The sequence below is a fragment of the Miltoncostaea oceani genome, assembly GCF_018141545.1.
GTDB lineage: Bacteria > Actinomycetota > Thermoleophilia > Miltoncostaeales > Miltoncostaeaceae > Miltoncostaea > Miltoncostaea oceani.
In genome coordinates, this window is record NZ_CP064356.1 from 864,911 (window position 1) to 890,654 (window position 25,744).

Sequence of the window (25,744 nt, forward strand, 5' to 3'; positions counted from 1 at the left end):
ACGGGCTCAGCGGCGGGCGGGCACCCTCGCGACGCGGGTGAGCGCGGTCGTGCGGCCGGTGGTGTCCCGCACCGTGACCCGCATCCGCACCCGGGTCGCGCCGCCGAGGCGGGCGCGCCGGAAGGTGATGCGCGGGGAGAGCGTGCGGCCCGCCCGGAGCGCGACGCGCCGCGACGTCACGAGACGCCCGTTCGGGCGGGTCAGGCGGATCGTCGCCGTGGCCCGCACCGTCGCCCGCAGGCGGACGGTCATCCGCAGCGACGGCCCCACCGCGACCACGCGGGGGGTGGGGACCGTCATCCGGAGTGCCGGGCGCGGCGGCGTGACCGGCGTCGGCGCCGGGGCGGGCGCCGGGGTCGCGGGGGTGGAGGGGGGCGGGGCGACGGGCACCGCCGGCAGGGCCGGCGCGTCCGGGGCCGCCGGGTCGAGCCGCACCCACGAGGCCACCGACGGGACGCCGTCCGCGTTCAGGACGTGGAGCATGTAGTAGCCGGGTGGGGCGACGGTCGCGTCGAGCGGGGTCGTGGCGGTGATGCCGTCGGCCTGCGTCGTCACGTCGAGGGCGATCACCTGCTGCGACATGTCGACGGAGTGGGTGACGGCGCCGGGTCGCACCAGCACGGCGCGGGTCACGGCGGCCGGGTCGCCCTGCACCGCGAGGCGGAACGGGGCGTCGTAGCGCACCGACGTCGGCGCGAACGTCACGACGGGCCGGGGGCCGTCGAACAGGTAGGGCGGGCTCCAGATCTGGGCGGTCCGGTTCGCCAGGGCGAGGTGGTCCGCCGACGCGGCGCTCGGGATGTCGCGGTCGTCGCCGGCGCTCAGCACCCGGCCGTCGGGAAGCAGGACGGACGTCGAGTGGTAGGTGCGGGCGTCCGCCTCGTTGCCCACCGGCGTCCACGACGTCGCGCCGGCGGCGAGGAGCTCCGCCCCGTAGACGGGCTCCGCGTAGAGCGTGTCGTTCTTGCGGCCGTAGCCGCCGCCGTTCGTGAAGATCGAGCCGTCGGGCAGCAGCACCGTGTTGAAGTGCGCCCGTCCGGTCGTGAGCGGGGGGGCCGCGCCGAGCTGCCAGCCGGCGTCGGGGTCGTCGAGGTCGAGCACCTCGGCCGTCGTGCTCGGCGGCGGCGCCGTGCCGGGTCCGGGGGCCGCGCCGCCGGCGTTCGTGCCGCCCATCAGCACCACCCGGGTCGAGCCGTCGGCGTCGGACGGCGCGAGCCACGCGGTCGCCCACGAGCGGTCCTGGCTGAGGCGGGGGTCGCCGCCGAGCGGCTGCTCGCCGATGTCGGTCCACACCCACGTGTCGGTGTCGATGACCGCCGAGTCGTAGGCGTTCGGGCCGGCGACGAGGATCTTGTCCCCGCCGGCGCCGAGGGCCGTGGTGCTCGGCAGCACGAACATGTGCGGGTAGAGGCCGACCCCCTCGTGGTTCGGCCACGGGGTCGGCTGCCCCGGCCCGTTCGGCGGCAGCCGGCTCACGACCTCCGTCGCCACCGTCCCCGGGGCCGCCGAGGGGTCGAAGACCTCGACGTCCTGGTTGTTCAGCATCGTCGGCGCGGCGTTCGGGTCGCCGCCGGTCTGGACCCCACCGGTCTCGTCCCAGCCGCCGACGATCAGCACCCGTCCGTCGGGCATCTCCGTCAGCGTCGGATACCAGCGTCCGTGGTCCATGTCCTCGTAGCGCGTCCACTCCTCGGTCCACGGGTCGAAGGTCATCACCCACGCGCCGCCCTTGAAGCCCGACCCGGCGCCGGCGCCGGCGCCGTTGCCACCCACGGGGTAGGCGAGGTTGCCGCCGACCACCAGCACGCGGCCGTCGGCGAGCAGGGTCTGGCCGCCGCACCACAGGTTCGCGGGGGCGTCGTACGCCGGGATCCCCGCGACGGGGTCCGCCGGGTACGACACGACGGGCGGCGGGACCTCCGTGGACTGGCCGGTCGCGGGGTCGAAGAGGTGGGCGTTGCCCCCGTCGGTGAGGACCTCGGCCGGGTACTTCGGCTGCGAGAACCACAGGACCTTGTTCGTCGGCAGCACCACCGCGTGGATCGCCGTGCTCGGCACCTGCAGCAGCGGGCCCCACAGGCCCGCCGGCTGCGTCGAGTCGAGCGGGCCGAGGTCGGCGGCCGCGACATCCGCACCGGCGACGGCGGCGGTGCGCGCCTGCGCCCGGGTCGGGGCGGGGGCGGGGCAGGACGCGGGGTTCTCCGCGCGCCAGCCCGCGTCGTCGCAGAGGCGCGCCCGGGCGGCGGCCCGCCGCTTCACGGCCGGGCTCGCGCCGAGGTGGGCGAGGTTGTGGTCGAAACCGGAGCCCTCGACGTAGCCGGTGACGGGCGTGGTCAGCGGTGCGTTCTCGCTGCCCGACACCATCGGCGTCACGGCGACCGCCGCGGCCATCGCCGCCGCCACGCCGCCCAGCGCCAGCACCCTCCGTCGCGGTCCCCGTCGCCCTGCGTCCACGTCGCCTCCATGCCTCGTCCCGCGTGGACCGCCCCGGCGCGCCGACGCGCGTGGGAAGTGCGATCCCCACATCCTCATCGGCATCCGGCGGCGCGATCGGAGCGGGCGATCCCCAACCGGGTCCGCGGCGACGCCATGATGGGGCGGTGCCGCCACCCCACCCGCCCGCGCCGCTGCACCGGGAGATCCCCTGGCGGGATCCGCTGGAGCTGTTCGCGGTCGTCGCGGGCGACCGGCACGCCGCCCTGCTGCACAGCGCCGCCGACGACGGACGCGGCCGCCACTCGCTGATCGCCCTCGAGCCGTTCGGCGTCATCACCGGCCGCGACGGCGCCACAGAGGTCGACGGGAGGCGGGTGCCGGGGTCGCCCTTCGACGCCCTGCGCGCCGCGCTCGCGCGGCACGCCACCCCGCGCGTTCCCGGCCTGCCGCCCCTGCAGGGCGGGGCGGTCGGCGTCCTCGGCTACGAGCTCGGCCGTCACCTGGAGCGGGTCCCGCTCGCCCCGGCCGCGCCGGACGACGCACCCGAGGCGGGCCTGCTGCTCTGCGACGTCGTCGTGTGCCTCGACAACCGGGCCCGCCGCGCCTGGATCGTCTCGAGCGGCCTGCCCGAGGCCGACCCCGCGGCCCGCGCCGCCCGCGCCGCCGCCCGGCTCGACCACGTGGAGGCGCGCCTCGCCGCCGCCCGGCCGCTGCCGCCGCCCCCCGCCCCCGCCGCGGCACCGGTCATCGCGTCGGGCTTCACCCGGGCGTCCTACGAGGACGCGGTGCGCCGGGTGATCGACTACATCCTCGCCGGCGACGTCTTCCAGGTGAACCTGTCGCAGCGCTTCACGACGGCCCTGCCGGCGGGGCTCTCCCCCTACGACCTCTTCCGGCGGCTCCAGCGCGCCAACCCCGCCCCCTTCGGCGCCTACCTCGCGCTGGGGGACACCGTCGTCGCCTCGTCGTCGCCCGAGCGCTTCCTGCGGCTCGGGGACGGGCGGGTCGAGACGCGCCCGATCAAGGGGACCCGGCCGCGCGGCACGACGCCCGACGGGGACGCGGCGCTGGCCGCCGAGCTGGAGGCCAGCGAGAAGGACCGCGCCGAGAACGTGATGATCGTGGACCTGATGCGCAACGACCTGTCACGGGTGTGCCGCGACGGCACCGTCGACGTGCCCCAGCTCTGCGCGGTGGAGCGGTTCGCGACGGTGATGCACCTGGTCTCGTCGGTGACCGGGCGGATGCGGGACGGCCTCGGCGCGGTCGACCTGCTCGAGGCGTGCTTCCCCGGCGGGTCGATCACCGGCGCCCCGAAGATCCGGGCGATGGAGATCATCGCCGAGCTGGAGCCCGTGCGCCGCGGCCCCTACTGCGGGGCGATCGGCCACGCCGGCTGGGACGGGTCGCTCGACACCGGCATCGCCATCCGCACCCTCGTGGTGCGGGACGGCACCGTGACGTTCGGCGCCGGCGGCGGCGTCGTCGCCGACTCCGACCCCGCCGCGGAGTACGAGGAGACGCTCGCCAAGGCGCGCGCGATGGTGGCGGCCCTCTCCCCGTGATCGTCCTGATCGACAACCACGACTCCTTCGTCCACAACCTCGCCCGGTACGTGCGGGAGCTGGGGTGGGAGACGGCGGTCGTCCGCTGCGACGCCGTCACGGTGGAGGAGGTCGCCGGCATGGACCCCTCCCACATCGTCGTCTCCCCGGGGCCCTGCACCCCCGACGAGGCGGGCGTCTCGGTGGAGGTGGTGCGGCGCCTCGGGCCCCGCGTGCCCCTGCTCGGCGTGTGCCTCGGCCACCAGTGCATCGGCCGGGCCTTCGGCGGGCGGGTGGTCCGCGCCCGGCGGCCGATGCACGGCAAGGCGTCGCTCATCGCGCACGACGGCGAGGGGATCTTCGCGGGGCTGCCCGACCCGCTCCGCGCCACCCGCTACCACTCGCTGGTGGTGGAGTCCGAGACCCTCCCCGCCGAGCTCGTCGTCACGGCCCGCAGCGCCGAGGGCGAGATCATGGCGCTCCGCCACCGCGACCACCCCGTCGCGGGCGTCCAGTTCCACCCCGAGTCGGTCCTCACCGACCGCGGCCACGACCTGCTGCGGTCGTTCCTCGGCCCGGCGCCCCGGGCTCAGTCGTCGTCGAGCACGTAGGCGAAGCGCGGGTCGTCGGGGGTCCCGGTGAACGGCCCGTCGCCGGCGCCGGGACGCCACGCGACCACGCCCTCGATGCGCGCGGCCATCGCCAGGTCGCGTTCGGTCACGCCGCCCGCGTCGTGCGAGGTCAGGCGCACCTCGACCCCGGGGTACGTGACGAGCAGGTCGGGGTGGTGCCAGGCCGCCTCCGCCAGGTGGCCGACGGCCATCGCCACCATCAGCGACCCCTTCCAGCCACCGGTGCGGTAGGTGCGGACGATGGTGTCGCCGTCGCGCGACCACGCGGCCAGCGCCCCGGCCAGGCGCGCGTCGACCGTCGCGTCGTTCAGTGCCTCGGCCATCGGGCCCTCCCTCGCTGTCGTCGTGCGGGGCGCGATCGTACCCCGGTCGTGCCGGGGCTCCTATCCTCCGCGTGCGCGCCGCCCGCCGGGCGGCGGCCGACGACCGGGAGGCCGGGGTGGGCGGGGACGAGGCGACGCTCGACTGGGTGCACGCGGCGGCCGGGCTGCTGGCCGGCGGCGCCGGCATGGACGAGGTGGCGCGCTGGGCCGGCGCGCCCGACGCCGCCGGCGACGAGGTGACCGTGACGGGGCCGGAGGCCGTGCCCGGCGCCCTCGACGTGCTGGTGTCGGGCGAGGGCGGGCGCCCGGAGGCCGTCAGCGCCGCCTACGGCGAGGGCGAGGGCCCGCTGCTCGACGACGCGATCCTCGCCCTCGGCGCCTGGCACGAGTTCACGCGGGAGGCGCCCGGCCCCTACCAGGGGGCGTTCACCGGGTCCGCGCCGCGCGGCTGGGAGGTCGTCGGCACGCTGCCCGACCCGCCCGGCGCCGCGGGGCGCCGCCTCGTCGAGGTCGCCCTGGTGCGCGACTGAGGAGCGGTCATCCGGCGGGTCGCGGGGGCAGCTCCAGCGTGGTCGCGCGCCGGTCCACGCCACGGACCACCTCGAGGTCGAGGCGGCCCCCCGCCCCCGCGGCGGCGACCGCGGCGTGCAGCCGCCCCAGGGCACGCAGGGGGACACCCGCGGCGGCCACGAGGACGTCGCCCTCGGCGAGGCCGGCCCGGTCGGCGGGACCGCCGTCCTCCACCGCCCGCACGAGCAGCCCCGGCTCGGGGGGCAGCCCGACGGCGCGACGCATCGCGAGGGTGACGTGGGCGGGGGCGAGGGCCATGCCGAGGCGCCCGGCACCCGCGTCCCGTCCCCCGTCGCCCTCGAACTCGATCAGCAGCCGGCGGAGCAGTCCCGCGAGGACGTCGCGTTCGCCGTCGTCGAGGGCGGCGAGCATCCGGCGCTCGTTGTCGAGGTGGGCGGGGATCACGCGCTCGACGAGGTCGGCACCACGGGGCGTGAGCACCACGCGAGTGTTGCGGCGGTCCTCCACATCGGGACGTCGCTCGACGAGGCCGTCGCGCACCAGGCGGTCGATGCGGACGCTGACGGTGCCGGAGGTCAGTCCCAGCTCGTCCATCAGGCGCCGCTGCGGGACCCCCGCGTCGTCGTCGAGGCGGACGAGCGTCGCGAGCACCGCGAACGTGGGTCCGCCGATCCCGTGCTGGGCGAACAGCACCTCGAGCTCCGCGTCGATGTGCGACCGGACGCGGGCGAGGCGGGCGACGACGCCCACCGGGGACACGTCCAGGTCGGGCCGCGCCCGGGACCACTGGGCGATCAGGCGGTCGACCGAGTCGGCCATGGGATCGGGGTCCGGGGTACGCGGCGTCATGCGGCCATCCTAACCCGCGGACCCCTTTGACATATACCTTGAGATCAAGCTAAGAATGCGAGGGATAGAGGACGACCACCGGGGAGGATCGAGATGTCGAGCGTGATCACCGCAGGCGCCCAGGCACACCACGAGTCGGTGCCCGTCCGCCCGGGGCGGCGTCCGCGGGTGGTGATGGTCGTCGCGAACCCCGGCGTCTCCACCACCACGGGCTGGCCCGTCGGGTTCTGGGCGGCCGAGCTGTTCCACCCCCTGCACGCCTTCACCGCCGCGCGGTACGAGGTCGTCATCGCGTCGCCGGACGGTGGCCGCGTCGAGGTCGACGCGTTGTCGGACCCCCGCGACCCGAGCCGATGGTCCGAGGACGACCTCCTCTCCATGGGCGCTCTCCACACGCCCGCGATCACGGCGCTCCTCGACGACACCCCGGCGATCGGCGACGTCGACCTCGGGGCCGCCGACGCCCTGGTCGTGTGCGGCGGGCAGGGACCGATGTTCCAGTTCCGCGGGCACGAGGGCCTGATGGCCGCCATCGCCGAGGTCTACGAGTCGGGCCGCATGACCGCCGCCCTCTGCCACGGCGTGGCCGCGCTGATCGACGTGCGGCTCGCCGACGGCTCGTACCTCGTCGCCGGGCGCACGGTCACGGGCTTCGCCAACGTCGAGGAGGACTTCGGGGACGCGGCCGTCGGCACGAGGATCATGCCGTACCGGGTCGAGGACGAGCTCCGCGCCCGCGGGGCGAACTACGTTCAGGCGGGGCTGTTCCGGGCCTTCGCGGTCCGCGACGGCAACCTGGTCACCGGTCAGCAGCAGTACTCCGGCACGAGGGTCGCCGAGCTGCTCGTCGCCGCGCTGGGGGTCTGATGGGCGCCGCGACGCGGGTCGCGACGGTGGGCGCCGGCGCGGTGGGCCGCGCGCTCGCCGGGAGACTCGCCGGCGCCGGCCTCGACGTGACCCTCGCGGTGCGCGACCCCGCGCGGACGCCCGACGGCTGGACGGGGAGGACGTCCGAGGTCGCCGCAGCGCTCGACGCGGCGGACGTGGTCGTCGTCGCGGTACCGGGCACCGCCGTGCCCGCGTTCGCCGCCGAACACGGCGTGCGTCTCTCCGGCCGGGTGGTGCTCGACGCCAGCAACGACATGTCCGGTGGCGCGACCGGCCCGCTCCACCACCGGTCCGCGTGGGACGAGCACGCGCCGGGTGCCCACGTCTTCCGCGCGTTCAACACGCTGGGATGGGACACGATGGCGCGACCGGTGGTCGCCGGCGAACGCGCGGACCTCCCCTACAGCGGCCCGGACGGCCCGCCCGACGCGACGGCCCGCACGGTCATCGCGGCGACGGGCCTGCGCCCGGTGCGGGTCGGGGGGCCGGAGGCCGACGGACTGCTCGACGGCGCGACCCGCCTCTGGTTCGCGCTGGCGATGCGGGACGGCCGCCGCCGGCGGCTGGCGTTCCGCGTGATCGAGGAGCCACCCGGCTGACCGGCCGTGCGGCGCGCCGCCCCCGCGGGGGCGGCGCGCCCGGTGGTTCAGGCCCGCGTGTTGCCGTACGTGTCGTCGTGGACCAGCGCGCGCCACGGGCGGAAGTTGCGCTTCAGCGCCGGGGCGAGGCCCGTCGGGAACGACTCGGGGTAGCCGATCGGGCTCACGATGGCCGGATCGACCTCCGGGGGGACGCCGATGATCTCGCGCAGGCGGTCCTTCTCCCACCGCTGGAAGGCGGTGATCGGGACGCTGCCGAGGCCGGCCTCGCGGGCGACGAGCATCAGGTTCTCGAAGGCGAACGCCAGCGAGATGAGGTCGTCCTCGTAGCCGCCGGGGAAGCCCTCGGGGTACCCGCGCGGCACGAGCAGCCCGACGACGAAGGCCGGGACCTGGCGGTACGTCGACATGACGCCCTCGGCGTACTCGGACGCCCAGGCGGCGTGCTCCTCGTCGGTCGCGTCCTTCTGCGGGCGCATCAGGGCGAAGTACTGGGCGCCACCGGCGATGATCAGGTCCGCGACGGCGCGGCGCTTCTCGGCGTCGCGCACCACGAGCAGGCTCCACGCCTGCTGGCCGCCGCCGCTCGGCGCGCGGAGCGCGAGCCGCAGCAGGCGGTCGAGCGTCTCGTCGTCGACCGGGCGGTCGGTGTACGTGCGCACCGCGCGGCGCTTGCGGATGGCGTCTGCGAGCTCCATCGACTCCCTCCGGGGATTCGGGTCGTTTCGGCGGGAGTCTGCCGGACGCCCGCGCACCGCGGGCGTCCGGCAGGTCGCGCTACAGGTCGAGCGTCGTCTCGCCGCCGGGGTAGCAGAAGCTCGCGTGCGGCGAGTAGAAGCCCCAGAGGATCTGGAGCGGGTCCGCGGGACGCAGCGCGTACACGGAGTGGTCGGGCGCGAGGAACTCGAGCGACAGCACCTCCCACGGGTCGACGAGCCGCGCGACGTACGGGTAGCGCCCCGACACGTACGAGCCGTCGATGTCCGTGATGTAGACGAGCTGGCCGGTCGCGGTCACGTCGCCCGGCTCGCCGACCCGCACGCGGGTGCGGATGACGGGCGTGCCGTCGTCGGAGGTGGTGGCCGTGAGGACGCCGTCGTCGATCTCGATCACCGTCTCGCCCTGCACGGCGGGGACGCCGCGGGCCTGCACGTACTCGCGCATGGGCGGGTTGTCGTTGAAGTAGTGCGTCCACCAGCGGCCGGGGGTGTTCTCGTCGGCGTCGTGGCCGACGAGGTCCGACCCGATGTAGGTGAGGGAGTAGGCGCCGAAGCCCGAGGTCTGCTCGGGGCGGTCGACGACGTACTGGTTCATGAACACGTTGCCGTTCGCCTGGAGGGCGCCGGGTACCATGGCGGCCACGGCGTCGGGATCGGCGGGGACCCAGCCGAAGTAGAGCATGCGGCTGCCCACGACCATCTGGGGCGGGAGCAGGGATGACGGGGACACGGGACCTCCGGGAGGACGCGGTTGCGGGTCGCCGGCGAAGCGGCGCGCCGCTACCCTAACCGCTTAGATCGATGACCGGCAAGCCGACACCGGGGTCCCCGCCCCCCCGCCGCGCCACCCTGCGCGACGTGGCCCGCGCCGCCGGCGTCTCGGTGTGGACCGCCTCGAACGCCTACAGCCACCCCGACCGCGTCGCGAGCGCGACCCGGGAGCGCGTGCTCGCGACGGCGGCGTCCGTGGGCTACGCGGGCCCCGACCCGATCGCCCGGTCCCTCGCGACGGGCCGCACCCGCATCGTGGCGCTGCTCGCCGACGGGACGGCGGAGTCGCTGCTCTCCGACCCCGCCGCCGCGCTCGTCGCCCGGGGCCTCGTGCGGGCCTGCGACCGCGCCGGGGTCTCGCTGCTGCTGAGCGGCGCGACCGGGCCCGCGGCGGTCGACGGGGCCGTGCTGTTCCGCACGCTCCCGGCGGCTCCCGCGCCCCACCCGGTCGTCGTCGTCGACGTCCCGCCCACCGACGGCGTGGTCGTGCTGCGGGCCGACGTCGCCGGGGCGGCAGCCGCGGCGGCCCGGCACCTGCGCGACCTCGGCCACGACGACCTGGTGGTGCTCGCGTGGCCGGGCTGCGGGGAGCGCCTCGACGGCGTGCGCGCCGGCTGGGGCGACGCCGGGCCGCTCACGATCTACATGGCCGGTGCGCCGGAGGGCCGGCACGCCCACGAGGCGGGCCCGGCCGCGGGGCGCCGGGCGGTCGGCCCGACCCGCGCCGACGCCGAGATCGCCGCGCGCGTCGCGCTCGGCCGCACGCCGCGCCCCCGCGCCGTCCTCGGGCTCAACGACCTGCTGGCGCGCGTCGCCCTCGACACCGCCCGGTGGACGGGCCGCGACGTCCCCGGCGACCTGTCGATCGCCGGCGTCGACGACCTGCCGGGCAGCGACGCCCTCGGCCTCACCGCCGTCTTCGTGCCCTACGGCCCGCTCGGCGAGCTCGCCGGCGCGGCGCTCTCGGCCCTGGTCGACGGCGCCACCCCGGAGTCGTCGCCGCCCCTGCCCACCTCCCTCGTCATCCGCGGGACCACGGGGCCGCCGCGACCCTGACGGCCGTCGTCAGGGGGACGGGGGAGGGGGTGGCGCCGGGACCGGGTCCCCGTCCTCCGCGGCGTCCGCGAGCGGCAGCACCAGCCGGAAGGCGGCGCCCTCTCCCGGCGCGGAGGTGACCTCGGCACGTCCCCCGTGGGCCTCGGCGATCGCCGCGACGATCGAGAGGCCGAGCCCGCTGCCCCCGCTCGTGCGCGCCCGCGACGGGTCGGCGCGGAAGAACCGCTCGAACACCCGGGCGGCGTGCTCGGGCGCGAGCCCGGGCCCGGTGTCGGCGACCTCCACCACGGCCTCGCCGTCGCGGGCGGTCGTCGTGACCGTGACGGCGGCGCCGGGGGGCGTGTGGGCCCGGGCGTTGCTCAGCAGGTTGCCCACCACCTGGCGCAGCCGCAGGTCGTCGCCCCGCACCATCACCGGCCCGTCGTCCCGCACCGTGATCGGCCTCCCCGGCTCCACGACGCGGGCGTCGGCGGCGAGCTCGCCCGCGATCTCCGCGAGGTCGAGCGGGCGGAGGTCGAGGGGGCGGCCCTGGTCGAGGCGCGCCAGCAGCAGCAGGTCGTCGACGAGGACGCCCATCCGCGCGGCCTCGGCCTCGATGCGGCGCATGATCGTCTGGAGGTCCTCGGGGTCGTCGGCGCCGCCGCGGCGGAACAGCTCCGCGTAGCCGCGGACGGAGGTCAGCGGGGTCTGCAGCTCGTGCGACGCGTCGGCGACGAAGCGGCGCAGCCGCTCCTCGCTGGCGCGCCGCTCGTCGAACGACTCCTCGATGCGGCCGAGCATCGCGTTGAGCGTCCGCCCGAGGCGCCCGACCTCGGTGCGCGGGTCGTCGTCGTCGACGCGCCGCGACAGGTCGCCCGCGGCGATGGCGTCGGCGGTCGTCCCCATCCGCTCCAGCGGGCGCAGGCCGAGGCGCACCAGCCAGAGCGCGAGCAGCGTCAGGCCGGCGAGCGTCACGACGCCGACGGCGATCTCGATGAGGAGGAGCCGGCGGAGGGTGTCGTTCACGTCGGACAGCGGGATGCCGACGAGCAGCGCCCCGCCGGTCGGCAGGAGGGCGTCCCGCCGCGGGAAGCCCCCGCCGTCGCCCTCGCCCCGCGAGAGCACCCGGTACTCGCCGCCCCCGGCGACCTCCACGGTCGAGTAGCCGGAGGGCACCGCGGCGGGCAGCGTCCGCGCCGACTGGCCCGACTCGCGGACGTCGCGGCGGACGAGGACGGTGCCGTCGGCGGCGCGGATCTCGACGATCGCGCCCGGCGGCAGGCCCGGGTCGACCCGCGATCCCGGCCCGGGGCCGGCCGGTCCCGGGCCGAAGCCCACGGCCGCGGGGAACGGCGCCTCGCGCAGGTCGCGGTCGACGCGGTCGATCAGGAACGAGCGCAGCGCCACGTGCGTCGCCCACCCGGCCGCGACGAGGGCCACGACCATCAGGGCGAGCACGACCGCCAGCAGGCGCGCCCGCAGCGACACGGGTCCGCTAGTCCCGCTTGACGCGCAACGCGTACCCGAACCCGCGGACCGTGTGGATGAGGGGCTCCCCGTCGCGGTCGATCTTCTTGCGGAGGTAGCTGATGTACGTCTCGACGACGTTCGAGTCGCCGCCGAAGTCGTAGTTCCAGACGTGGTCGAGGATCTGCGCCTTGCTCAGCACCCGGCCCGCGTTGACCATCAGGTAGCGGAGGAGGCTGAACTCGGTGGGGGTCAGCTCGACGAGGCGGCCGCCGCGGCGCACCTCGCGCGTCTCCTCGTCGAGCTCCAGGTCCTCGAACGCCAGGCGGCGGGCGGCGTCGTGCTCCCCGCGGGTGCGCCGCAGCACGGCCCGCACCCGCGCGATCAGCTCCTCGAGGCTGAACGGCTTCACGACGTAGTCGTCGGCGCCGATCGTCAGGCCGCGGACGCGGTCGTCGGTCTCGCGCCGGGCGGTGAGGAAGACGACGGGCAGCCGGCCGGCGGTCGCGCCGGACAGTCGGCGGTGCACCTCGAAGCCGTCGATGTCGGGGAGCATCACGTCGAGCAGCACGAGGTCGGGGCGGAACTCGGCGGCCTGCGTCAGCGCCTCGCGCCCGCTCGCGGCGGACGCCGTGGCGAACCCTTCGTACCGCAGGGCGGTGCAGAGGAGCTGGACGATGCTCTCCTCGTCGTCCACCACCAGCACCCGCGCCTCGGCGCCCGCGGCCTCGCGTCCCCCGGTCCCGATCACGCCGCCTCCTCGTCGCTCCGTGGGCTCACAGTAGACACCCATCCTGAGAGCCGGCTGTGAAGCCGGTGAGGGCCGCCTGTCGGCGGCGCCCCCGGGTCAGAAGGCGCTGAGGAGGGCCGGCGCGACCTGCTTCTTGCGGCTCATCACGCCCGGCAGGTCGAGGACGTTGTCGGTGGCGGGGACGCCGAAGGCGCGCTCCACGGGGCTGCTGTCGCCCGTCACGAGCAGCTCGGTGCCCTTCTCGACGATGTCGGTGACCATCAGCGCGTAGAGCGCGTAGTCCTGGCGGTCGCGGACCTCCTCCATCGCCCCGAGCAGCTCGGCGCGCCGGCTGAGCAGGCCCCGGCCGACCGTCTCGATCTGGGCGACGCAGAGCCGCCGGCCGTGGCTGACCTCGTACTCCTTCGCGTCGCGCCGGATGATCTCGGACGCCGCGACGTCGCCGACGTCGGAGGATGCCTCGAACATCTCGGTCCCGTACTCGCGGGCGTCGAAGCCGAGCAGCTCCTCGAGGTACGAGACCACCTGGTGGTCGCGGTCCGTGGTCGTCGGGGAGCTGAGGATGACGGTGTCGGAGAGGATCGCGGAGAGCAGCATCATCGCCGTGGGGCGCTGGGGCTCGCGCCCGTGGGAGCGGAAGCGCTCCACCACGAGGGTGGCGGTGCTCCCCACCGGGTCGAACGTCGCGGCCACCGGGAAGCGGGTCTCGATCGACCCGATGTGGTGGTGGTCGAGGATCTCCACGATGTGGGCCTCGCCGACGCCGGCGACGCTCTGCGCCTCCTCGGCGTGGTCGACGAGGATCACCTCGCGGGGACGCGGGTTGACGAGCTCGCCGCGGGTGATGAGGCCGACGGGGTTCTGCTTCTCGTCGACGGCGATCGCGGCGCTGTAGTGGACCTCCGAGATGCGGTCGGCGATGTCGGACAGGAGGTCGTCGGGCTCGACGGTGAGGGGGCCGCGGCTCATCACCTCGCGGACCGGCACCGACAGCGACACGAGGCGGCCGGTGACGTACGAGTCGAGGGGCGACATGACGATGCCCGTCCCGGCGGCCTCGGCGAGGGCGATGACCTCGGGGTCGGGCTGCGAGTCGTAGGGGGAGACCAGCAGGGCCACGCCGATCTCGACGGCCCGCCGCTGGGCGTCGGTGCGGTTGCCGATCACGACGATGTCGTTCGGGCCCATCGTCTGGCCCATCTGGTCGGCGTCGACGGTGACGGCCCAGAGGCGGCCGTTGAGGCGCCGCTGCGGGGCGACCAGGAGCGAGCCGCCGAGGACGTCGACGATCAGGTCGACCGAGGCGGGGCGGTCGGCGAAGCTCGACGGCTCGCCCGACTCCTTGACGTAGCGGCGGGCGAGGTCGCGGGCGGTGAGCAGCCCGGCGATGGCGCCGTCGTCGTCGACGATCGGGATGAGGTCGAGGTCGCTCTGCGCCATGGCGCGGCCGACGTCGCGCAGGGAGTCGTTGTGGTTCGCGACGGGGAACTCGTCGCGCATCACGTCGCGTGCCCGGAGCATCACGTGGTCGAGGAACTCGGGCGGGGTGGCCCCGCTGCGCTCGAGCGCCCAGCGCGCCTGGGCGTTGATCTCACCGAGCCGCACCGCGACGTACCGCGCCCCCCCGTCGAGCCGGCCCTTCAGCTCGGCGTAGCCCATCGCCGAGGCGATGGAGTCCATGTCGGGGTTGCGGTGGCCGGTCACGTAGATCGTCTGCAACGGGGAGCCGTCCTGGTCGTGGTCGCGCGGTGTCGGGCGGATGATCACACGGCGCCGCCCGCGGCGGGAGGTCCGCGCCGCACACGTGTGGTTCGCGCACGGGCCGCCGGTTCCCCCGGCGCCGCCCGCCCCCGGCCCGTCAGACCTGGCCGTCGAGCTCCGCGGAGGCGACCTGGAGGGCCGCGACGCACTCCGGGTCGAACGCCGTCCCGGCGTCCTTCCAGAGGATGCCGAGGGCCGTCTCGCGCGGCATCGGGCCGCGGTAGGGGCGGTCGGCGGTGAGGGCCTCGTAGACGTCGGCGACGGCGAGGATGCGGGCCTCGGTCCCCAGCCGGTCCCCGCCGATGCCGCGGTGGTAGCCGCGCCCGTCGATGCGCTCGTGGTGGGACGCGGCGGCCTCGGCGATGTCGGCGAACGCGTCCATCCGCGACAGGATCTGGTGGGTGTAGAGGGGGTGGTTGCGGACCTCCCGGAACTCCTCGTCGGTCAGCTTCCCCTGCTTGTCGAGGATCAGGTTCGACACGCCGAGCTTGCCGATGTCGTGCAGCAGGCCGGCCCGGCGCAGGCTCCGCAGCCGCAGCGCGTCGAAGCCCATCTCCGCGCCGATGGCGACGGCGTACGTCGCGACGCCGGTGGAGTGGCGCGCGGTGTAGGGCGACTTCGTGTCGATGACGCTCGCGAACGCCTCCGCGACCCGGTCGAGGCCCTCCTCGTCGGCCATGGCGATCCCGTCGCGGGGCTCCAGGTCGCGCAGCGCCTCGGCCACCGAGTCGCCCGCGAGCCGGGTCCAGAGGGGGTCGTCCGGGCCGATCGCGAGGAACAGGTCGCTGATCTCCGGGTCGAACCAGCGGCCGCGGCGCTCCCGCACGACGTCGAGCGCGGCCCGGGGGCCGTCGGCCGACATGAAGATCTCCGCGGTCTGCGACAGGCAGGCGATGCGGGAGATGAGGGGGATCGCATCGCCCACGAGGCCGTCGGGGCGGCCGCTGCCGTCCCAGTGCTCGTCGAGGGCGCGGACGGCCTCCGACGCCGCCGGCGGGAACCCGAGCATCGCGACGATCCGGGCGCCCCGGTCGCAGCGGGCGTTGTTGAGGTCGTCGGCCTCGCGGGCGATGCCGCGGAGCGCCCGCAGGAGGCTCCCGGCCCGTGAGAAGGCCGACTGGCCGGGGGCGACGTTGCGCGCCGCGTACCGCACGAAGTCGGCGGTGCTCGTCCAGTCGACGAAGGCGAAGTCGCGCTTCAGGGCGCGGTCGTCGGTGGCGAACAGCTCGCACATGCGGGCGGCGCTGCTGGAGCAGCCCGCGTCCTTCAGGAGGATGGCGTAGAAGAGGTCCCGCAGCACCTCGCCCGGCAGGCCGAGGCGCGCGCCGAGCTCCATGCCGATCATGCAGCTCCGCTGGGAGTGGCCGACGGGCTGGCCCTCCGTCAGGTCCAGCGCGTGGGAGAGCGCCCCGATCACCTCCGACAGGCGGAACGAGGTGGCGGTGTCGAGCATGCGGCGGTTCCCTCCTGCGGTCGTCCGTGGCCGCGCCGGGATCCCGGCGCACACGTGGACCATCGGCACCCTGCGGCGGTCCTCGACCCCCTCGGCGGCCACCGGGTAGATCCTCCCCCGTGACGTAATCGTGACGGGCGTCAGCCGGCGGCGGACTCCAGCGCCGGGGCGAGCTCCTCGACGAGCAGACGCACGTGGCCCTGGACGGTGGCCACCTGACCGATCTCGTCCTGCGTCGCGAGGTCCGACGCAAGGTCCCCCCCGGTGCGGCGGGCCGCGGCCTTCGCCTCCCGGTCGAGGGCGAGGATCAGCCGCGACAGCTCGCGGTGGCGGGCGCCGACGCCGTCGAGGACCTGCTGCGCGAGACCGTCGGCGGCGGGCCCGAGCCGCAGCTCCAGGCCGTGCAGGAAGACGCGGATCCACCCCCCGATGCGCAGGCGCCGGTGCAGCCCGGCGTCGAGGGAGGGGTCGTGCCCGGGGGAGGTGCCGAACTGCAGGTGCTCCTCCAGGGCGATCGCGCCGTGGCCGGTGTCGAGGTGGTCCTCGTAGAGGTCGCGGCCCTCGGCGAACCACTCCGGCAGGTCCTCGGCGAACGACGCGAGCGCCGGCCGCAGCGACGGCGGACCGGTCGCGGCGAGCGCCGTCGCGGCGAAGCGCAGGTGGGCCCGCACCGAGGGGTCGCCGCCGGGGGAGTGGTCGGGGTCGTCGCCCTGCCCGTCGGCGAGGAGCCCGCGCAGCACGTCGCCGTGGGTGCGCATCCAGCCGAGGGCCTCCTGGGCGGCGGTCACAGGTCGGCCCCCTTCTCCCGGTTGCAGGGTGCGCAGAGCAGCTGCAGGTTCGCCTCCGTGGAGGAGCCGCCGAGCGCGACGGGGATGACGTGGTCGAACTGCAGCAGCTCGTCGCTGCCGCAGCGGACGCAGCGGCCACCGTCGCGGCGGAACACCTCGCGCCGCACGTCCTCGGGGAGGGACTCCCGGCGCGGCGCGTCACCGGCGGCGTCGGCGTGCATCATGTCCACGGCCCGGTCGATGCGGCGCCGCCGCCGGCGCTCGCGTTCGTGCAGCAGGGCCCTCACCTCGTCGGGTCCCAGGCCGTCGTCCTCCCAGAAGAAGCGGCCCCGGAACATCCACCACGTGCGGGGGGCGTCCTCCGCGACGGCGACGGGGACGTCCTCCTGGTCGCGCACGATCGCGCGGTGCGCCCGCGTCGAGATGAACGCGAACTCACGGCGTCCGCTGACGAAGCGGCGTCGCAGGAAGGCGTCCTCGAAGCGGGCGTGTGGATCCTCGCGCAGCACGGTGGCGGGTCACGCTACCCCCGGGCGCGGACGACCGCCGCCGCCCCTCACGGCTCGCGGCGGCGGCGCCTCTCGAGCAGCTCGGGGCGCATCGCCGAGACGGCGAACCAGAGTCCCCCGACGATCCCGCCGGCCAGGACGACCCCGAGGCCGAGCATCAGTCCCACGATGGTGTAGCCGAGCGCCATCACGCGACGGACCCTAGCGCCCCGCCCGCCGGGGTGCCGTGACCTGGCCGCGCGTCGAGGGGCGAACCGCCCGGCCGGGTGGCCGCGGCCCGCGGCGCGGGGCCTACGGTCCGTCCCATGAACGTGACGACCGCAGCGAACGTCCTCGGACTCCCCACCGCCCGCGTCGAGCGCGACGCGCTGGTCGGGGCCTGGCGGCGCTTCGCCCGCGAGCACCACCCCGACCGCTGTCCCGGTGACGCAGGGGCGGCATGGCGGTTCGCCACCGGTCGGGAGGCCTTCGAGACGCTCATCGAGGGTGTCGTCGCCACGCAGGCCACGCCCGTCGCCCGCTACGGGAGCACGGGCGTGGTCCGCGCGCAGGACGCCGGGCGCGCGCTGCCGTACGAGATGCGCCCCCTGCACACCCGGGAGTGGCGGGCCTGAGACCCCGGGACGCCCGCGGGTGTCCCCCCCCCCCCCCCCCCCCCCCCCCCCCCCCCCCCCCCCCCCCCCCCCCCCCGCGCGGCGTTCCACGTAGCCTTCGCGCATCGCCACCACCGCCGACATCCCCGTCATCGGCGTCTGCGCCGCGATGGAGCGGGCGCGCTGGTCGGTCTGGGACCTGCCCGCCGCCCTGGTGCCCGTCAACTACCTCGAGCAGGTGCAGCGGGCCGGCGCGATCGCGCTGCTGATCCCGCCCGACGAGGCCGTCGCCGCCGACCCGGGCCGGGTCCTCGACCGCCTCGACGGGCTGATGCTCGTCGGCGGGGTGGACATCGCCGCGGAGGAGTACGGCGCGGAGCCCCACCCGCTGAACGACGCACCGATCCCCCTGCGCGACGCCGTCGAGACCGCGCTGGTGCGCGAGGCGATGGCGCGCGGGATGCCGGTGCTCGGCATCTGCCGCGGCGCCCAGGTCATCAACGTCGCCGCCGGCGGGACGCTGCGCCAGCACATCCCGGAGGAGCTCGGCACCGAGGAGCACCGCCGGGAGATCGGCCGCTTCGACGGCAACGAGCACGACGTGGAGCTGGTCGAGGGCTCGCGCGTCCACGGGGCCGTCGGCACGCGGGTGCACCGGGTGGCGTCCCACCACCACCAGGCGATCGGCGACGTCGGCCGCGGCCTGCGGGTCAGCGGTCGCGCCGTCGGCGACGGCGTGCCGGAGGCCGTCGAGGGCGACGGGCCGGCGTGGGTGCTGGGCGTGCAGTGGCACCCCGAGGCGGACCCCCGCAGCCCGGTGATCGGTGCGCTGGTGACGGCGGCCCGCGAGGGCCGGCGACGGGGCGCGGATCGAGAAGAAGGGGGCTGACTTCTCGATCCGAGCCGCTCGCCGTGACGAACGGAGCTGACCCGGTAGGCAGTGCACTCCACCCCGCTCGCACCCGCAGTCTCGACTCCCGGCCCGCCCCGTTCCTTGGCCGCCCGTCCAGTGTCTGCGTGGTCCGGTTACTCCCTGGGGCGGGGGTCACCGGTCACGAGGGGCGCCATCAGGTCCGGCGCCAGGTCCCGCAGCAGGCCGGTCGCGCCGCCGGCGTCGGCGTCGAGGGCGCGCCGTGACCCGGCGCCCTGGCCGAGGTCGACGGTGAGCGTGCAGAGCCCGGCGCGGCGTTGCCCGGGGGAGCGCCGCACCCGGTAGGCGACGACCTCGTCGGGGGCGATGACGGTGTGGCGGCGCGACAGGCTCCCCTCCCGCAGGCCGAGCCTGCCGCCGGCGAGGCGGCTCCCGAGCGCGCGGTGGCGGTCGACGGCGACCGCCGCCATGACGAGGGTCGCGCCGGCCGCGACGAGGGCCGGCACGGGCCCGGCGGCGAGGCCGGCGACGACGGCGACCACGGCGGGCGGGCCGCAGGCGCGCAGCAGCCGGCGGGGGAGGCCGCGCGCGGGGTGGGGGTCGAGGCCGTCGTGCACGGCGGGGTCGATGCGGCGGGCGAGTGCCCAGACGCGGTCCTCGCGGTCGGCCGGCATGAGGGTGCTCCGGCCGCGCCCCTCCCGCTCGGTCGTCGCGACGCCGCCGACGAGGCCGCGGAGCTCCGCGAGCCGCTGGGCCCGCCACGGCGGGGAGGTGCGCACCTCCAGCACCCGCGGGCGGACGAGGGAGACGGTGCGGCGGGCGAGGAGGCCCCGGCGCGCGACGAGCCGGTCGCCTGCCTCGCGGAGGGTGAACCCGCCGTCCACCAGCAGGCTCCCGGCGGCGGCGACGAGGACGGCGAGGGCGATGGCCGCGGCGACGACGAGCGCGGCGCCCGTGGCGCCGGTCGGGGTCATCGCGACGGCGTCCTCGACGCCGTCGCGGACGGCGGGCAGGTCGTCCCCGACGGCGTTCAGCAGCCCGGCGACGGCGGCGACGGGCACCAGCAGGTAGCGGCCGCTGGTCGCGCCGGCGCGGGCGAGGGTCGCGGCGCGGGCGCGCGCCAGCGGCGGCGGCCCGTCCCCGGCGGCCGCGGGCGCGGCGGGGTCGGCGGGGTCGGCGGGCGCGACCCGCAGCACCGCGTCGCGCAGTGCGTCGGCGTCGGCGCGGCGGATCGCGGCGAGGGTGAGCCCGGAGTCGCCGGCCCCGCCGCTCGCGTCCTCGACCCGCGCCTGCACGAGCCCCGCGAGGCGGTGCAGGGGCGGCACCGTGACGTCGACGCCGCGGACCCGGTCGAGCGGGATGGTGCGGGTGGAGCGGGTCAGCACGCCCGACCGGACCTCGAGCGCCCCGTCGGCGACGCGGTAGGTGAAGCGCATCCACGCGAGCACCGCGCCGGGGAGCACCACCAGCAGCAGCGCCGCCGCGATCAGGCCGAGCGTGACCGGCGACCGCGACGTGAGGAGGCTGACGATGCCGACGAGTCCGAGCACCCGGACGCCGCGCCAGGCGTGGACGAGGATCGCCAGCGGGTGCAGGCGGCCCTCGACGGTCACGTGGCGGTGCCCGTCCCGGCCATCGCCGCGAGCTCGGAGCGCAGGGCCGCCACGCGCCCGGCGTCGAGCCCGGGGATCCGCGCGACGGCGCTGCCGGCGGTCCGCACCTCGACGGTGGCGAGCCCGAGGGAGCGCTGCAGCGGGTCGGTGGTGGTTCGGACCGACTGGATGCGGCTGTGGGGGACGACGGTGAGCGTCTCCGTGATCCACCCGGTGCGGACGAACAGGCCGAGCGGCGTCACCTCGAAGCGGATGACGCGGTACGCGATGGGGGGCGCGACCACCGCGACCACGACGCCGCCGACGGCGACGACGGCGACCACCGCGGCGAGGAGCCCGGCGGGGGGGTCGGCGACGGCGGCGGCGATCACGACGCCCACGACGGCGATCGCGACGGCCACGACGGTGCTGATGGCGATCCACGCCCGCCACAGGCGCCGCACCCGCGGGTCGAGCGCCTCCGCGGGCGGCCGCAGGCGGAGGTCGCCCCCGGTCGTCTCATCGGTCATCGGCGCCCGACGTTAGCGGAGCGGCGCCACCCGGTCCCGTGGACCCGTGCTTCACTGCCCCGGGTCATCCGACACGGGAGGGTGTGATGGACATCGCGATCCGCCATGCGCCGAGCTTCGCCGTCGCGCGCTGCACGCTGGGGGGCGGTGAGGTCGTCCGCGCCGAGTCCGGCGCGATGATGTCGACCTCGGAGGGCGTCGACATCCAGGCGGCGATGCAGGGCGGGCTCATGAAGTCGCTGAAGCGCGGGGTGCTCGGCGGCGAGTCCTTCTTCATCACGACGTACACGGCGCCGCCCGCCGGGGGCTGGGTGGACGTCGCCGCGAACCTCCCGGGCGACCTGGCCGAGGTGGAGGTCGGCGCGACGCCGTTCTTCATCCAGCGCGGCTCCTACCTCGCCTCGGAGTCCGGCGTCGAGATCGACACGAAGTGGGGTGGGTTCAAGAACCTGTTCGGCGGCGAGGGCGGGTTCCTGGTGCGCGCGTCCGGGCGGGGGACGGTGCTGCTCTCGTGCTACGGCGCGCTCGACCGCATCCGCCTCGCCGAGGGGGAGACCGTGGTCGTGGACTCCGGTCACATGGTCGCCTTCGAGGAGGGGGTGACGTTCGATCTGCGCCGCGCCGCCGGCGGCCGCACGGTGCAGACGCTGAAGAGCGGCGAGGGCTTCGTCTTCGACTTCCGGGGACCGGGCGAGGTGATGGTCCAGAGCCGGAACCCCAGCGCCCTGATCGCCTGGCTCACGACGGTGCTGCCCTTCTCGCGCTCCTGAGGGGCGGGTCAGTCCCCGCCGGTCGCGCACGGCGCGGCGGGCGGGGCCGTGCCCGTGGTCGCCGCGACGGCGCAGGGACCGGGGGGCGTCCCGGTCGTCGGCGTCCCGCCCTTCGGCGGCTTCCCGCCGTCGGGCGTCCCGCCGTCGGGCTTCCCGCCGTCGGGCGTCCCCTCGTCCGGCTTCCCGCCGTCGGGGGGCCCCTCGTCGGGCTTCCCGTCGTCCGGGGTCCCGCCGTCGGGCTTCCCCGGGCCCCCGGCGTCCGGGTCCTCGTCGGCCGGCGTGCCGGGCGGTCCGACGACGGGGGGCACGGGGACGGGCGGTGCCGGCGCGGCCGGTGGCGGGGGAGGGCCGTCGGGCGGCGGTGAGGCGACCGGGGGCGCGGGCACCGGGGGGACGATGCCGACGGGGGCCGGGCCGGGCGTCCCGGCGACCGGGACCGGACCGGGAAGCGGTCCGACGGGGACGGCGACGGGCACGATGCGCGGCCCCCCGCGGACGACGCCCACCGGAAGCGGCCGCACGCCGCCGGGGACCGCGATGCGCGGCGCCACCCCGGCGGGGCGCGTGTCCGCGGGCGGTGCGGGCGTCGTGTCCTGCGCGACGGCGGGGCGCGCCGGGCCGACGCGCGGGCCGGGGGCGGACGGCGACGGCGCGCCCGGCGCCGGGTCCGCGTCCGGGGACGGTGCGGGGGGACGGGCCGGGGACGGGATCGTGATGACGGCGTGGTCGGCGACCACCCGGATCGGGTCGCGCGCATCCCCGCCGCCGTCGCCGTCCAGCACGACCGCGAGGGCCAGCAGGCCCGCGATCGAGGCACCCGCGATCGCGCAGGCGGCCAGCAGCGGCCCGCGCCCGGGTGCTGGGCTCACCCGCCGCCCCGGAGGCGCGCGAGGGCCTCGACCGCGACCGGCCAGAACTGCGTCCCGGCATGCGCCCGGCATTCGGCGATCGCGTCGGCGGGGGTGCGCGGCATCGGCGGGTACGTTCGGTCGGAGGTCATGACGTCCCAGGCGTCGGCGAGGGCCAGGATGCGGGCTCCCTCGGGGCATTCCTCCGCCAGCAGGCCGTCAGGATACCCGTTGCCGTCCCACCGTTCGTGGTGGCCGCGGACCCACGACACCTGCTCCGCCGAGAGGGCCTCCGCCAGGATCCGCGTGCCGATGTCGACGTGCTCGCGCATCTGCGCCTCCTCCGCGTCGGTGAGCGGGCGGGGGGCGGTCAGCAGGTCCTCGGGGACGCCGATCTTGCCGACGTCGTGCAACAGCGCCGCCTCCCGTAGCGCGGCGACGCGGGCCGACGGCCACGCGAGCTTCACGGCGATCTCGGCGGCCAGGTCGGCGACGCGCTCCGAGTGGCGCCGCGTCGACGGGTCCTTGGCGTCCACGACGCGGGCCAGCAGGCGCATGCTCACGAGTGCCTGGCGGCGCTCCGCGGCGGCGTCCGTGACGTCGTCGTCGGTGCGCGCCGGCGCCGGCCGGGAGCGCACCATGTCCGGGGTGTAGCGCAGCACCATGTCGCGCCCGCTGTGCTTCGCCCAGTAGAGGGCGCCGTCGGCGAGGCGGTAGAGGGTGTCGGCGTCCCCGGCGTGCGGGAGGTCGCAGACGCCCGCCGACATCGTCATGTGCCCCACCTCGGGGAACGTCGCGGCGCCGACCGCCCGGCGCACCCGCTCCGCCGCGCGGAACGCCTCCTCCCCGTCGGCCTCGGGCAGGATCATCGCGAACTCCTCGCCGCCGACCCGGGCGACGAGCTCCCCGGTGCGCGTCTCCTCCTCGAAGACGCGCGCGGCGTGGCGCAGCACCCGGTCGCCGACCTGGTGGCCGTAGCGGTCGTTCACCTGCTTGAAGTGGTCGAGGTCCATCAGCACGAGGGAGAGTCCCCGCCCGTGGCGGCGGGCACGCTCCAGCTCGATCCGCAGGCGGTCGTGGAAGGTGCGGTGGTTCGCGAGGCCGGTGAGCGCGTCGATCGCGGCGAGCTCCTCGGCGGCGGCGAGGCTCTCGCGGGTGCGGCGCGCCTCCTCGGCCCGCGCCGTGACGTCGCGGAACACGACGACCGCCCCCCTCGCGACGTCCCCCTCGCTGAGGGGGGTGGCGGCGTACTCGCCGACGAAGCTGGTGCCGTCCCGGCGGCGGACGGGTCCCTCGCCGGTCAGGGGCCGGCCGCCCCGCACCGCGGCGCCGAGCGCGGGGAGCACCAGCTCGTCGAAGCGTCCCCCGGTGAGGTCGTCGATGTCCCACCCGAGGGCGTCGGCCGCCGCCGGGTTGACGAAGGTGACGCGCACGTCGTCGTCGAGCCCGACGATGCCGTCGCCGGCGGAGCCGAGGATGAGGTCGTGCCGCACCCGCAGGCCCTCCAGCTCGCGGCGGGCGGTGCGCTCCCGGTTGGCGGAGGCGCGGAACAGCAGGGCGACGAGGGCGGTGAGGCCGAGCCCCGCCACGCCGACGCCGACGGGCAGCAGCCGCGACGGTCCCCCGAGGCCGGGGAGGGAGACGGTCCACAGGCGCCCGGCGACCGCGATCGTGCCCTCGGGGTCCCCGGCGCCGCCGGCCCCCGTCACCGTCGCCCCGCCGTCGCGCACGACGAGCCCGACGCCCTCGGGCAGCCCCTCGCGCGCGATCCCGCCGAGGCGCGTCAGGCGGAGCATCCCGCTCACCCACCCGCGCAGGGCCGCGCGGCGCTGCTCGACGGTGCGCAGCGGGGCGCCCGGCGAGTAGACGGGCGCGACGAGCAGCGCCGTCGGTCCGTCGGGGCCGCCGAGGGGCGGCGTCATCCGCGGCCGGCCCATGTCGCGCGCGGCCGCCCGGACGTCTGCGGTGGCCGCGTCGGCCAGCAGGGCGTGGGCCGCGCCGGGCGTGGGCTCCTCACCCGCCACGAGGCCCCCGCCGGCGTCGGCGGGCGACGGCTCCGGGGTCCAGGCGAGGTACATCAGGGAGGTCTGCCGCTGCAGCGGGGCGGCGGTGAAGCGCGTGAAGTCCTCGGCCGTCACGCGGTCCGAGGACTCGTGGAACGCGCGCAGGTCGTCGAGGCTCGCCGTCGACACGGCGACCTCGGCCGCGAGCGCCCGGATGGCGGGGCCCGCGACCAGCGCACGCCGGTCACGGGCGGCGTCCCCCTCGCGGTTCACGGCGGCGACGACGGCCAGCCCCGTCGCGATCAGCATCGCGGCGAGCGCCGCGATGACGAGCCAGCTCTGGGGTCGTCGGGTCACAGGCCTCCGTGTGCGGGACGGGACGCCCCGCGGGCACCGAGTCTGCCAAACTCGCCGACCGCCTATCCTCGTGGGCGGTCGTGCTCATCCTCTTCGACATCGACGGCACCCTCCTGATGGGGACGCCGCGCGCCCACACCGAGGCCCTCGCCGTCGCGATCGGCGACGTCTACGGCGTCCCCGTGACGTCGGCGACGTCGTCGCGGTGGGCCCCGCGGGCCGCACCGACCAGGAGATCGCGCGGCTCGTGCTGCGCGGGGCCGGGGTGCCGGACGACCGGGTGACGGCGGGCCTGGGGGAGTGGATGGCGCGGGCCGCCGAGGTGTACCCCGGCATCGACGCCGCCCATCCCGGTCCCCGGGTCGCGTCCGGCGCGGCCGAGGCCCTCGCGCGGGTCGCGGCGGCGCCCGTGTCGGTCGCCCTGCTGACCGGGAACCTCGAGCCGATCGCCCACGCCAAGATGGGTCGCGCCGGCCTCGGGGAGCACTTCGCGCGGGGGCGGGGGGCGTTCGGCTCGGACCACGAGCGCCGCGACGCGCTCGTCCCGATCGCCGTCGCCCGCGAGCCGGCGCCGCTCCCCGCCGTGGTGGTGGGGGACACGCCCCGCGACATCGCGTGCGCCCGTGCCGCCGGGGCCCGCTGCGTCGCCGTCACCACCGGCTCCTACGGTCCGTCGGACCTCGCCGGCGCGGACGTCGTCGTGCCGGGGCTGCTCGCCGCCGTCGACGTGCTGGAGACCTGGGCCGGCTGACGGCCGCCGGCGGGGCGGTCACAGCCCGAGCGCCGCCAGCACCCGGTCGTGGTCCTCGATCTCGCAGGTCGTGCGGCGCCGCAGGACCGCCGAGACGCGGTCACCCTCGATCGTGCCGGACACCTCGATGCGGCCGCCGTCGTCCTCGACGGGGGTGCAGGTCGCGGAGAGGTCGATCCGGGCGACCGCGTCGAGCACCGCGATGCAGGCGTCGAGGTCGGCGACCCCGCAGTCGAGGTCGGTCCGGAACCCGTGGTAGCCGGCCCCGTCGACGCGCACCGACAGGCGGTCTGGCGGCACCCCGGTCGGCGGTCCGCCGCCCCCGCCGCCGCAGCCCGCGGCGAGCAGGACCACCACGACCCCGGCGCTCAAG

General features: G+C 76.6%; 28 protein-coding genes. 11 read left to right on the forward strand and 17 right to left on the reverse strand.

Annotated features, from left to right (window positions below):
- Positions 1 to 6: 6 nt before the first annotated feature.
- The gene (locus tag IU369_RS04325) at positions 7 to 2,421 is read right to left on the reverse strand and encodes a galactose oxidase early set domain-containing protein (protein WP_217923341.1); all 2,415 of its coding nucleotides are present in this window, start codon (positions 2,419 to 2,421) and stop codon (positions 7 to 9) included.
- A gap of 179 nt (positions 2,422 to 2,600) precedes the next feature.
- On the opposite strand from IU369_RS04325, the gene pabB reads away from it, so the two are divergent.
- Together pabB and IU369_RS04335 are read left to right on the forward strand one after the other, a co-directional pair.
- The gene (pabB, locus tag IU369_RS04330; protein WP_217923342.1) at positions 2,601 to 4,001 is read left to right on the forward strand and encodes an aminodeoxychorismate synthase component I; all 1,401 of its coding nucleotides are present in this window, start codon (positions 2,601 to 2,603) and stop codon (positions 3,999 to 4,001) included.
- Entirely contained in the window at positions 3,998 to 4,591 is a 594-nt protein-coding gene (locus IU369_RS04335; RefSeq protein ID WP_217923343.1) for an anthranilate synthase component II, read from the forward strand. The genes pabB and IU369_RS04335 overlap by 4 nt, the downstream gene beginning before the upstream one ends.
- Here IU369_RS04335 and IU369_RS04340 read toward each other — a convergent pair.
- Positions 4,570 to 4,935: a 4a-hydroxytetrahydrobiopterin dehydratase gene (locus IU369_RS04340; protein ID WP_217923344.1), complete on the reverse strand. Its 366-nt coding sequence runs from the start codon at positions 4,933 to 4,935 to the stop codon at positions 4,570 to 4,572. The genes IU369_RS04335 and IU369_RS04340 overlap by 22 nt on opposite strands.
- A gap of 71 nt (positions 4,936 to 5,006) precedes the next feature.
- Between IU369_RS04340 and IU369_RS04345 the strand changes: the two genes are divergently transcribed.
- A complete protein-coding gene (locus IU369_RS04345) occupies positions 5,007 to 5,465 on the forward strand; it encodes a hypothetical protein (protein WP_217923345.1) in 459 nt (152 codons plus the stop codon).
- Between the two features lie 7 nt (positions 5,466 to 5,472).
- On the opposite strand, the gene IU369_RS04350 is transcribed toward IU369_RS04345, so the two are convergent.
- Positions 5,473 to 6,315: a MarR family transcriptional regulator gene (locus IU369_RS04350; RefSeq protein WP_217923346.1), complete on the reverse strand. Its 843-nt coding sequence runs from the start codon at positions 6,313 to 6,315 to the stop codon at positions 5,473 to 5,475.
- 93 nt (positions 6,316 to 6,408) lie between these two features.
- Between IU369_RS04350 and IU369_RS04355 the strand changes: the two genes are divergently transcribed.
- Positions 6,409 to 7,182: a type 1 glutamine amidotransferase domain-containing protein gene (locus IU369_RS04355; protein ID WP_217923347.1), complete on the forward strand. Its 774-nt coding sequence runs from the start codon at positions 6,409 to 6,411 to the stop codon at positions 7,180 to 7,182.
- On the forward strand, positions 7,182 to 7,802 hold the full coding sequence (locus IU369_RS04360) for an NADPH-dependent F420 reductase (protein ID WP_217923348.1): 621 nt from the start codon (positions 7,182 to 7,184) through the stop codon (positions 7,800 to 7,802). Before IU369_RS04355 ends, IU369_RS04360 begins: the two co-directional genes overlap by 1 nt.
- A 47-nt stretch (positions 7,803 to 7,849) precedes the next feature.
- Here the strand turns inward: IU369_RS04360 and IU369_RS04365 are convergent, their stop codons facing one another.
- Both IU369_RS04365 and IU369_RS04370 read right to left on the reverse strand, forming a co-directional pair.
- Positions 7,850 to 8,500: a nitroreductase family protein gene (locus tag IU369_RS04365; protein WP_217923349.1), complete on the reverse strand. Its 651-nt coding sequence runs from the start codon at positions 8,498 to 8,500 to the stop codon at positions 7,850 to 7,852.
- Positions 8,501 to 8,579: 79 nt separating this feature from the next.
- Positions 8,580 to 9,251, reverse strand: coding sequence for a hypothetical protein (locus tag IU369_RS04370; protein WP_217923350.1), 672 nt, complete (start codon positions 9,249 to 9,251; stop codon positions 8,580 to 8,582).
- Positions 9,252 to 9,379: 128 nt separating this feature from the next.
- Here IU369_RS04370 and IU369_RS04375 point away from each other — a divergent pair, with 128 nt between their 5' ends.
- The gene (locus IU369_RS04375) at positions 9,380 to 10,348 is read left to right on the forward strand and encodes a LacI family DNA-binding transcriptional regulator (protein ID WP_217924327.1); all 969 of its coding nucleotides are present in this window, start codon (positions 9,380 to 9,382) and stop codon (positions 10,346 to 10,348) included.
- Between the two features lie 9 nt (positions 10,349 to 10,357).
- Here IU369_RS04375 and IU369_RS04380 read toward each other — a convergent pair whose 3' ends face one another.
- The 7 genes from IU369_RS04380 to IU369_RS04410 form a co-directional block, all read right to left on the reverse strand.
- Positions 10,358 to 11,815 (reverse strand): sensor histidine kinase, encoded by a 1,458-nt coding sequence (locus IU369_RS04380; RefSeq protein ID WP_217923351.1) that lies wholly within the window; start codon positions 11,813 to 11,815, stop codon positions 10,358 to 10,360.
- A 7-nt stretch (positions 11,816 to 11,822) separates the two neighbouring features.
- A complete protein-coding gene (locus tag IU369_RS04385; RefSeq protein ID WP_343233222.1) occupies positions 11,823 to 12,542 on the reverse strand; it encodes a response regulator transcription factor in 720 nt (239 codons plus the stop codon).
- A gap of 99 nt (positions 12,543 to 12,641) precedes the next feature.
- Positions 12,642 to 14,312 (reverse strand): putative manganese-dependent inorganic diphosphatase, encoded by a 1,671-nt coding sequence (locus IU369_RS04390; RefSeq protein WP_217923353.1) that lies wholly within the window; start codon positions 14,310 to 14,312, stop codon positions 12,642 to 12,644.
- A 91-nt stretch (positions 14,313 to 14,403) separates the two neighbouring features.
- Positions 14,404 to 15,861, reverse strand: coding sequence for an HD-GYP domain-containing protein (locus IU369_RS04395; RefSeq protein WP_217923354.1), 1,458 nt, complete (start codon positions 15,859 to 15,861; stop codon positions 14,404 to 14,406).
- Positions 15,862 to 15,899: 38 nt separating this feature from the next.
- Complete coding sequence (locus IU369_RS04400; RefSeq protein ID WP_217923355.1) at positions 15,900 to 16,547, reverse strand: hypothetical protein; 648 nt, start codon at positions 16,545 to 16,547, stop codon at positions 15,900 to 15,902.
- Entirely contained in the window at positions 16,544 to 17,056 is a 513-nt protein-coding gene (locus IU369_RS04405; protein WP_217923356.1) for an HNH endonuclease, read from the reverse strand. Before IU369_RS04405 ends, IU369_RS04400 begins: the two co-directional genes overlap by 4 nt.
- Before the next feature lie 47 nt (positions 17,057 to 17,103).
- Positions 17,104 to 17,247, reverse strand: a complete 144-nt coding sequence (locus IU369_RS04410) for a hypothetical protein (protein ID WP_217923357.1) — start codon at positions 17,245 to 17,247, stop codon at positions 17,104 to 17,106.
- 114 nt (positions 17,248 to 17,361) lie between these two features.
- Between IU369_RS04410 and IU369_RS04415 the strand changes: the two genes are divergently transcribed.
- Both IU369_RS04415 and IU369_RS04420 read left to right on the forward strand, forming a co-directional pair.
- Positions 17,362 to 17,670: a J domain-containing protein gene (locus IU369_RS04415; RefSeq protein WP_217923358.1), complete on the forward strand. Its 309-nt coding sequence runs from the start codon at positions 17,362 to 17,364 to the stop codon at positions 17,668 to 17,670.
- A gap of 130 nt (positions 17,671 to 17,800) precedes the next feature.
- A complete protein-coding gene (locus IU369_RS04420) occupies positions 17,801 to 18,538 on the forward strand; it encodes a gamma-glutamyl-gamma-aminobutyrate hydrolase family protein (protein ID WP_281426227.1) in 738 nt (245 codons plus the stop codon).
- 137 nt (positions 18,539 to 18,675) lie between these two features.
- On the opposite strand, the gene IU369_RS04425 is transcribed toward IU369_RS04420, so the two are convergent.
- Entirely contained in the window at positions 18,676 to 20,133 is a 1,458-nt protein-coding gene (locus IU369_RS04425) for a PH domain-containing protein (protein WP_217923360.1), read from the reverse strand.
- The gene (locus IU369_RS04430) at positions 20,130 to 20,642 is read right to left on the reverse strand and encodes a PH domain-containing protein (RefSeq protein ID WP_217923361.1); all 513 of its coding nucleotides are present in this window, start codon (positions 20,640 to 20,642) and stop codon (positions 20,130 to 20,132) included. The genes IU369_RS04425 and IU369_RS04430 overlap by 4 nt, the downstream gene beginning before the upstream one ends.
- A gap of 86 nt (positions 20,643 to 20,728) precedes the next feature.
- On the opposite strand from IU369_RS04430, the gene IU369_RS04435 reads away from it, so the two are divergent.
- Entirely contained in the window at positions 20,729 to 21,412 is a 684-nt protein-coding gene (locus tag IU369_RS04435) for a TIGR00266 family protein (protein WP_217923362.1), read from the forward strand.
- An 8-nt stretch (positions 21,413 to 21,420) separates the two neighbouring features.
- On the opposite strand, the gene IU369_RS04440 is transcribed toward IU369_RS04435, so the two are convergent.
- The gene (locus tag IU369_RS04440; protein ID WP_217923363.1) at positions 21,421 to 22,281 is read right to left on the reverse strand and encodes a hypothetical protein; all 861 of its coding nucleotides are present in this window, start codon (positions 22,279 to 22,281) and stop codon (positions 21,421 to 21,423) included.
- Positions 22,278 to 24,620: a diguanylate cyclase gene (locus tag IU369_RS04445; protein ID WP_217923364.1), complete on the reverse strand. Its 2,343-nt coding sequence runs from the start codon at positions 24,618 to 24,620 to the stop codon at positions 22,278 to 22,280. The genes IU369_RS04440 and IU369_RS04445 overlap by 4 nt, the downstream gene beginning before the upstream one ends.
- 80 nt (positions 24,621 to 24,700) lie before the next feature.
- On the opposite strand from IU369_RS04445, the gene IU369_RS04450 reads away from it, so the two are divergent.
- Positions 24,701 to 24,904 (forward strand): HAD family hydrolase, encoded by a 204-nt coding sequence (locus tag IU369_RS04450; protein WP_217923365.1) that lies wholly within the window; start codon positions 24,701 to 24,703, stop codon positions 24,902 to 24,904.
- Positions 24,826 to 25,371: an HAD hydrolase-like protein gene (locus tag IU369_RS04455; RefSeq protein WP_217923366.1), complete on the forward strand. Its 546-nt coding sequence runs from the start codon at positions 24,826 to 24,828 to the stop codon at positions 25,369 to 25,371. The genes IU369_RS04450 and IU369_RS04455 overlap by 79 nt, the downstream gene beginning before the upstream one ends.
- Before the next feature lie 18 nt (positions 25,372 to 25,389).
- Here IU369_RS04455 and IU369_RS04460 read toward each other — a convergent pair whose 3' ends face one another.
- Complete coding sequence (locus IU369_RS04460) at positions 25,390 to 25,743, reverse strand: hypothetical protein (RefSeq protein WP_217923367.1); 354 nt, start codon at positions 25,741 to 25,743, stop codon at positions 25,390 to 25,392.
- Between the last annotated feature and the right edge of the window lies 1 nt (position 25,744).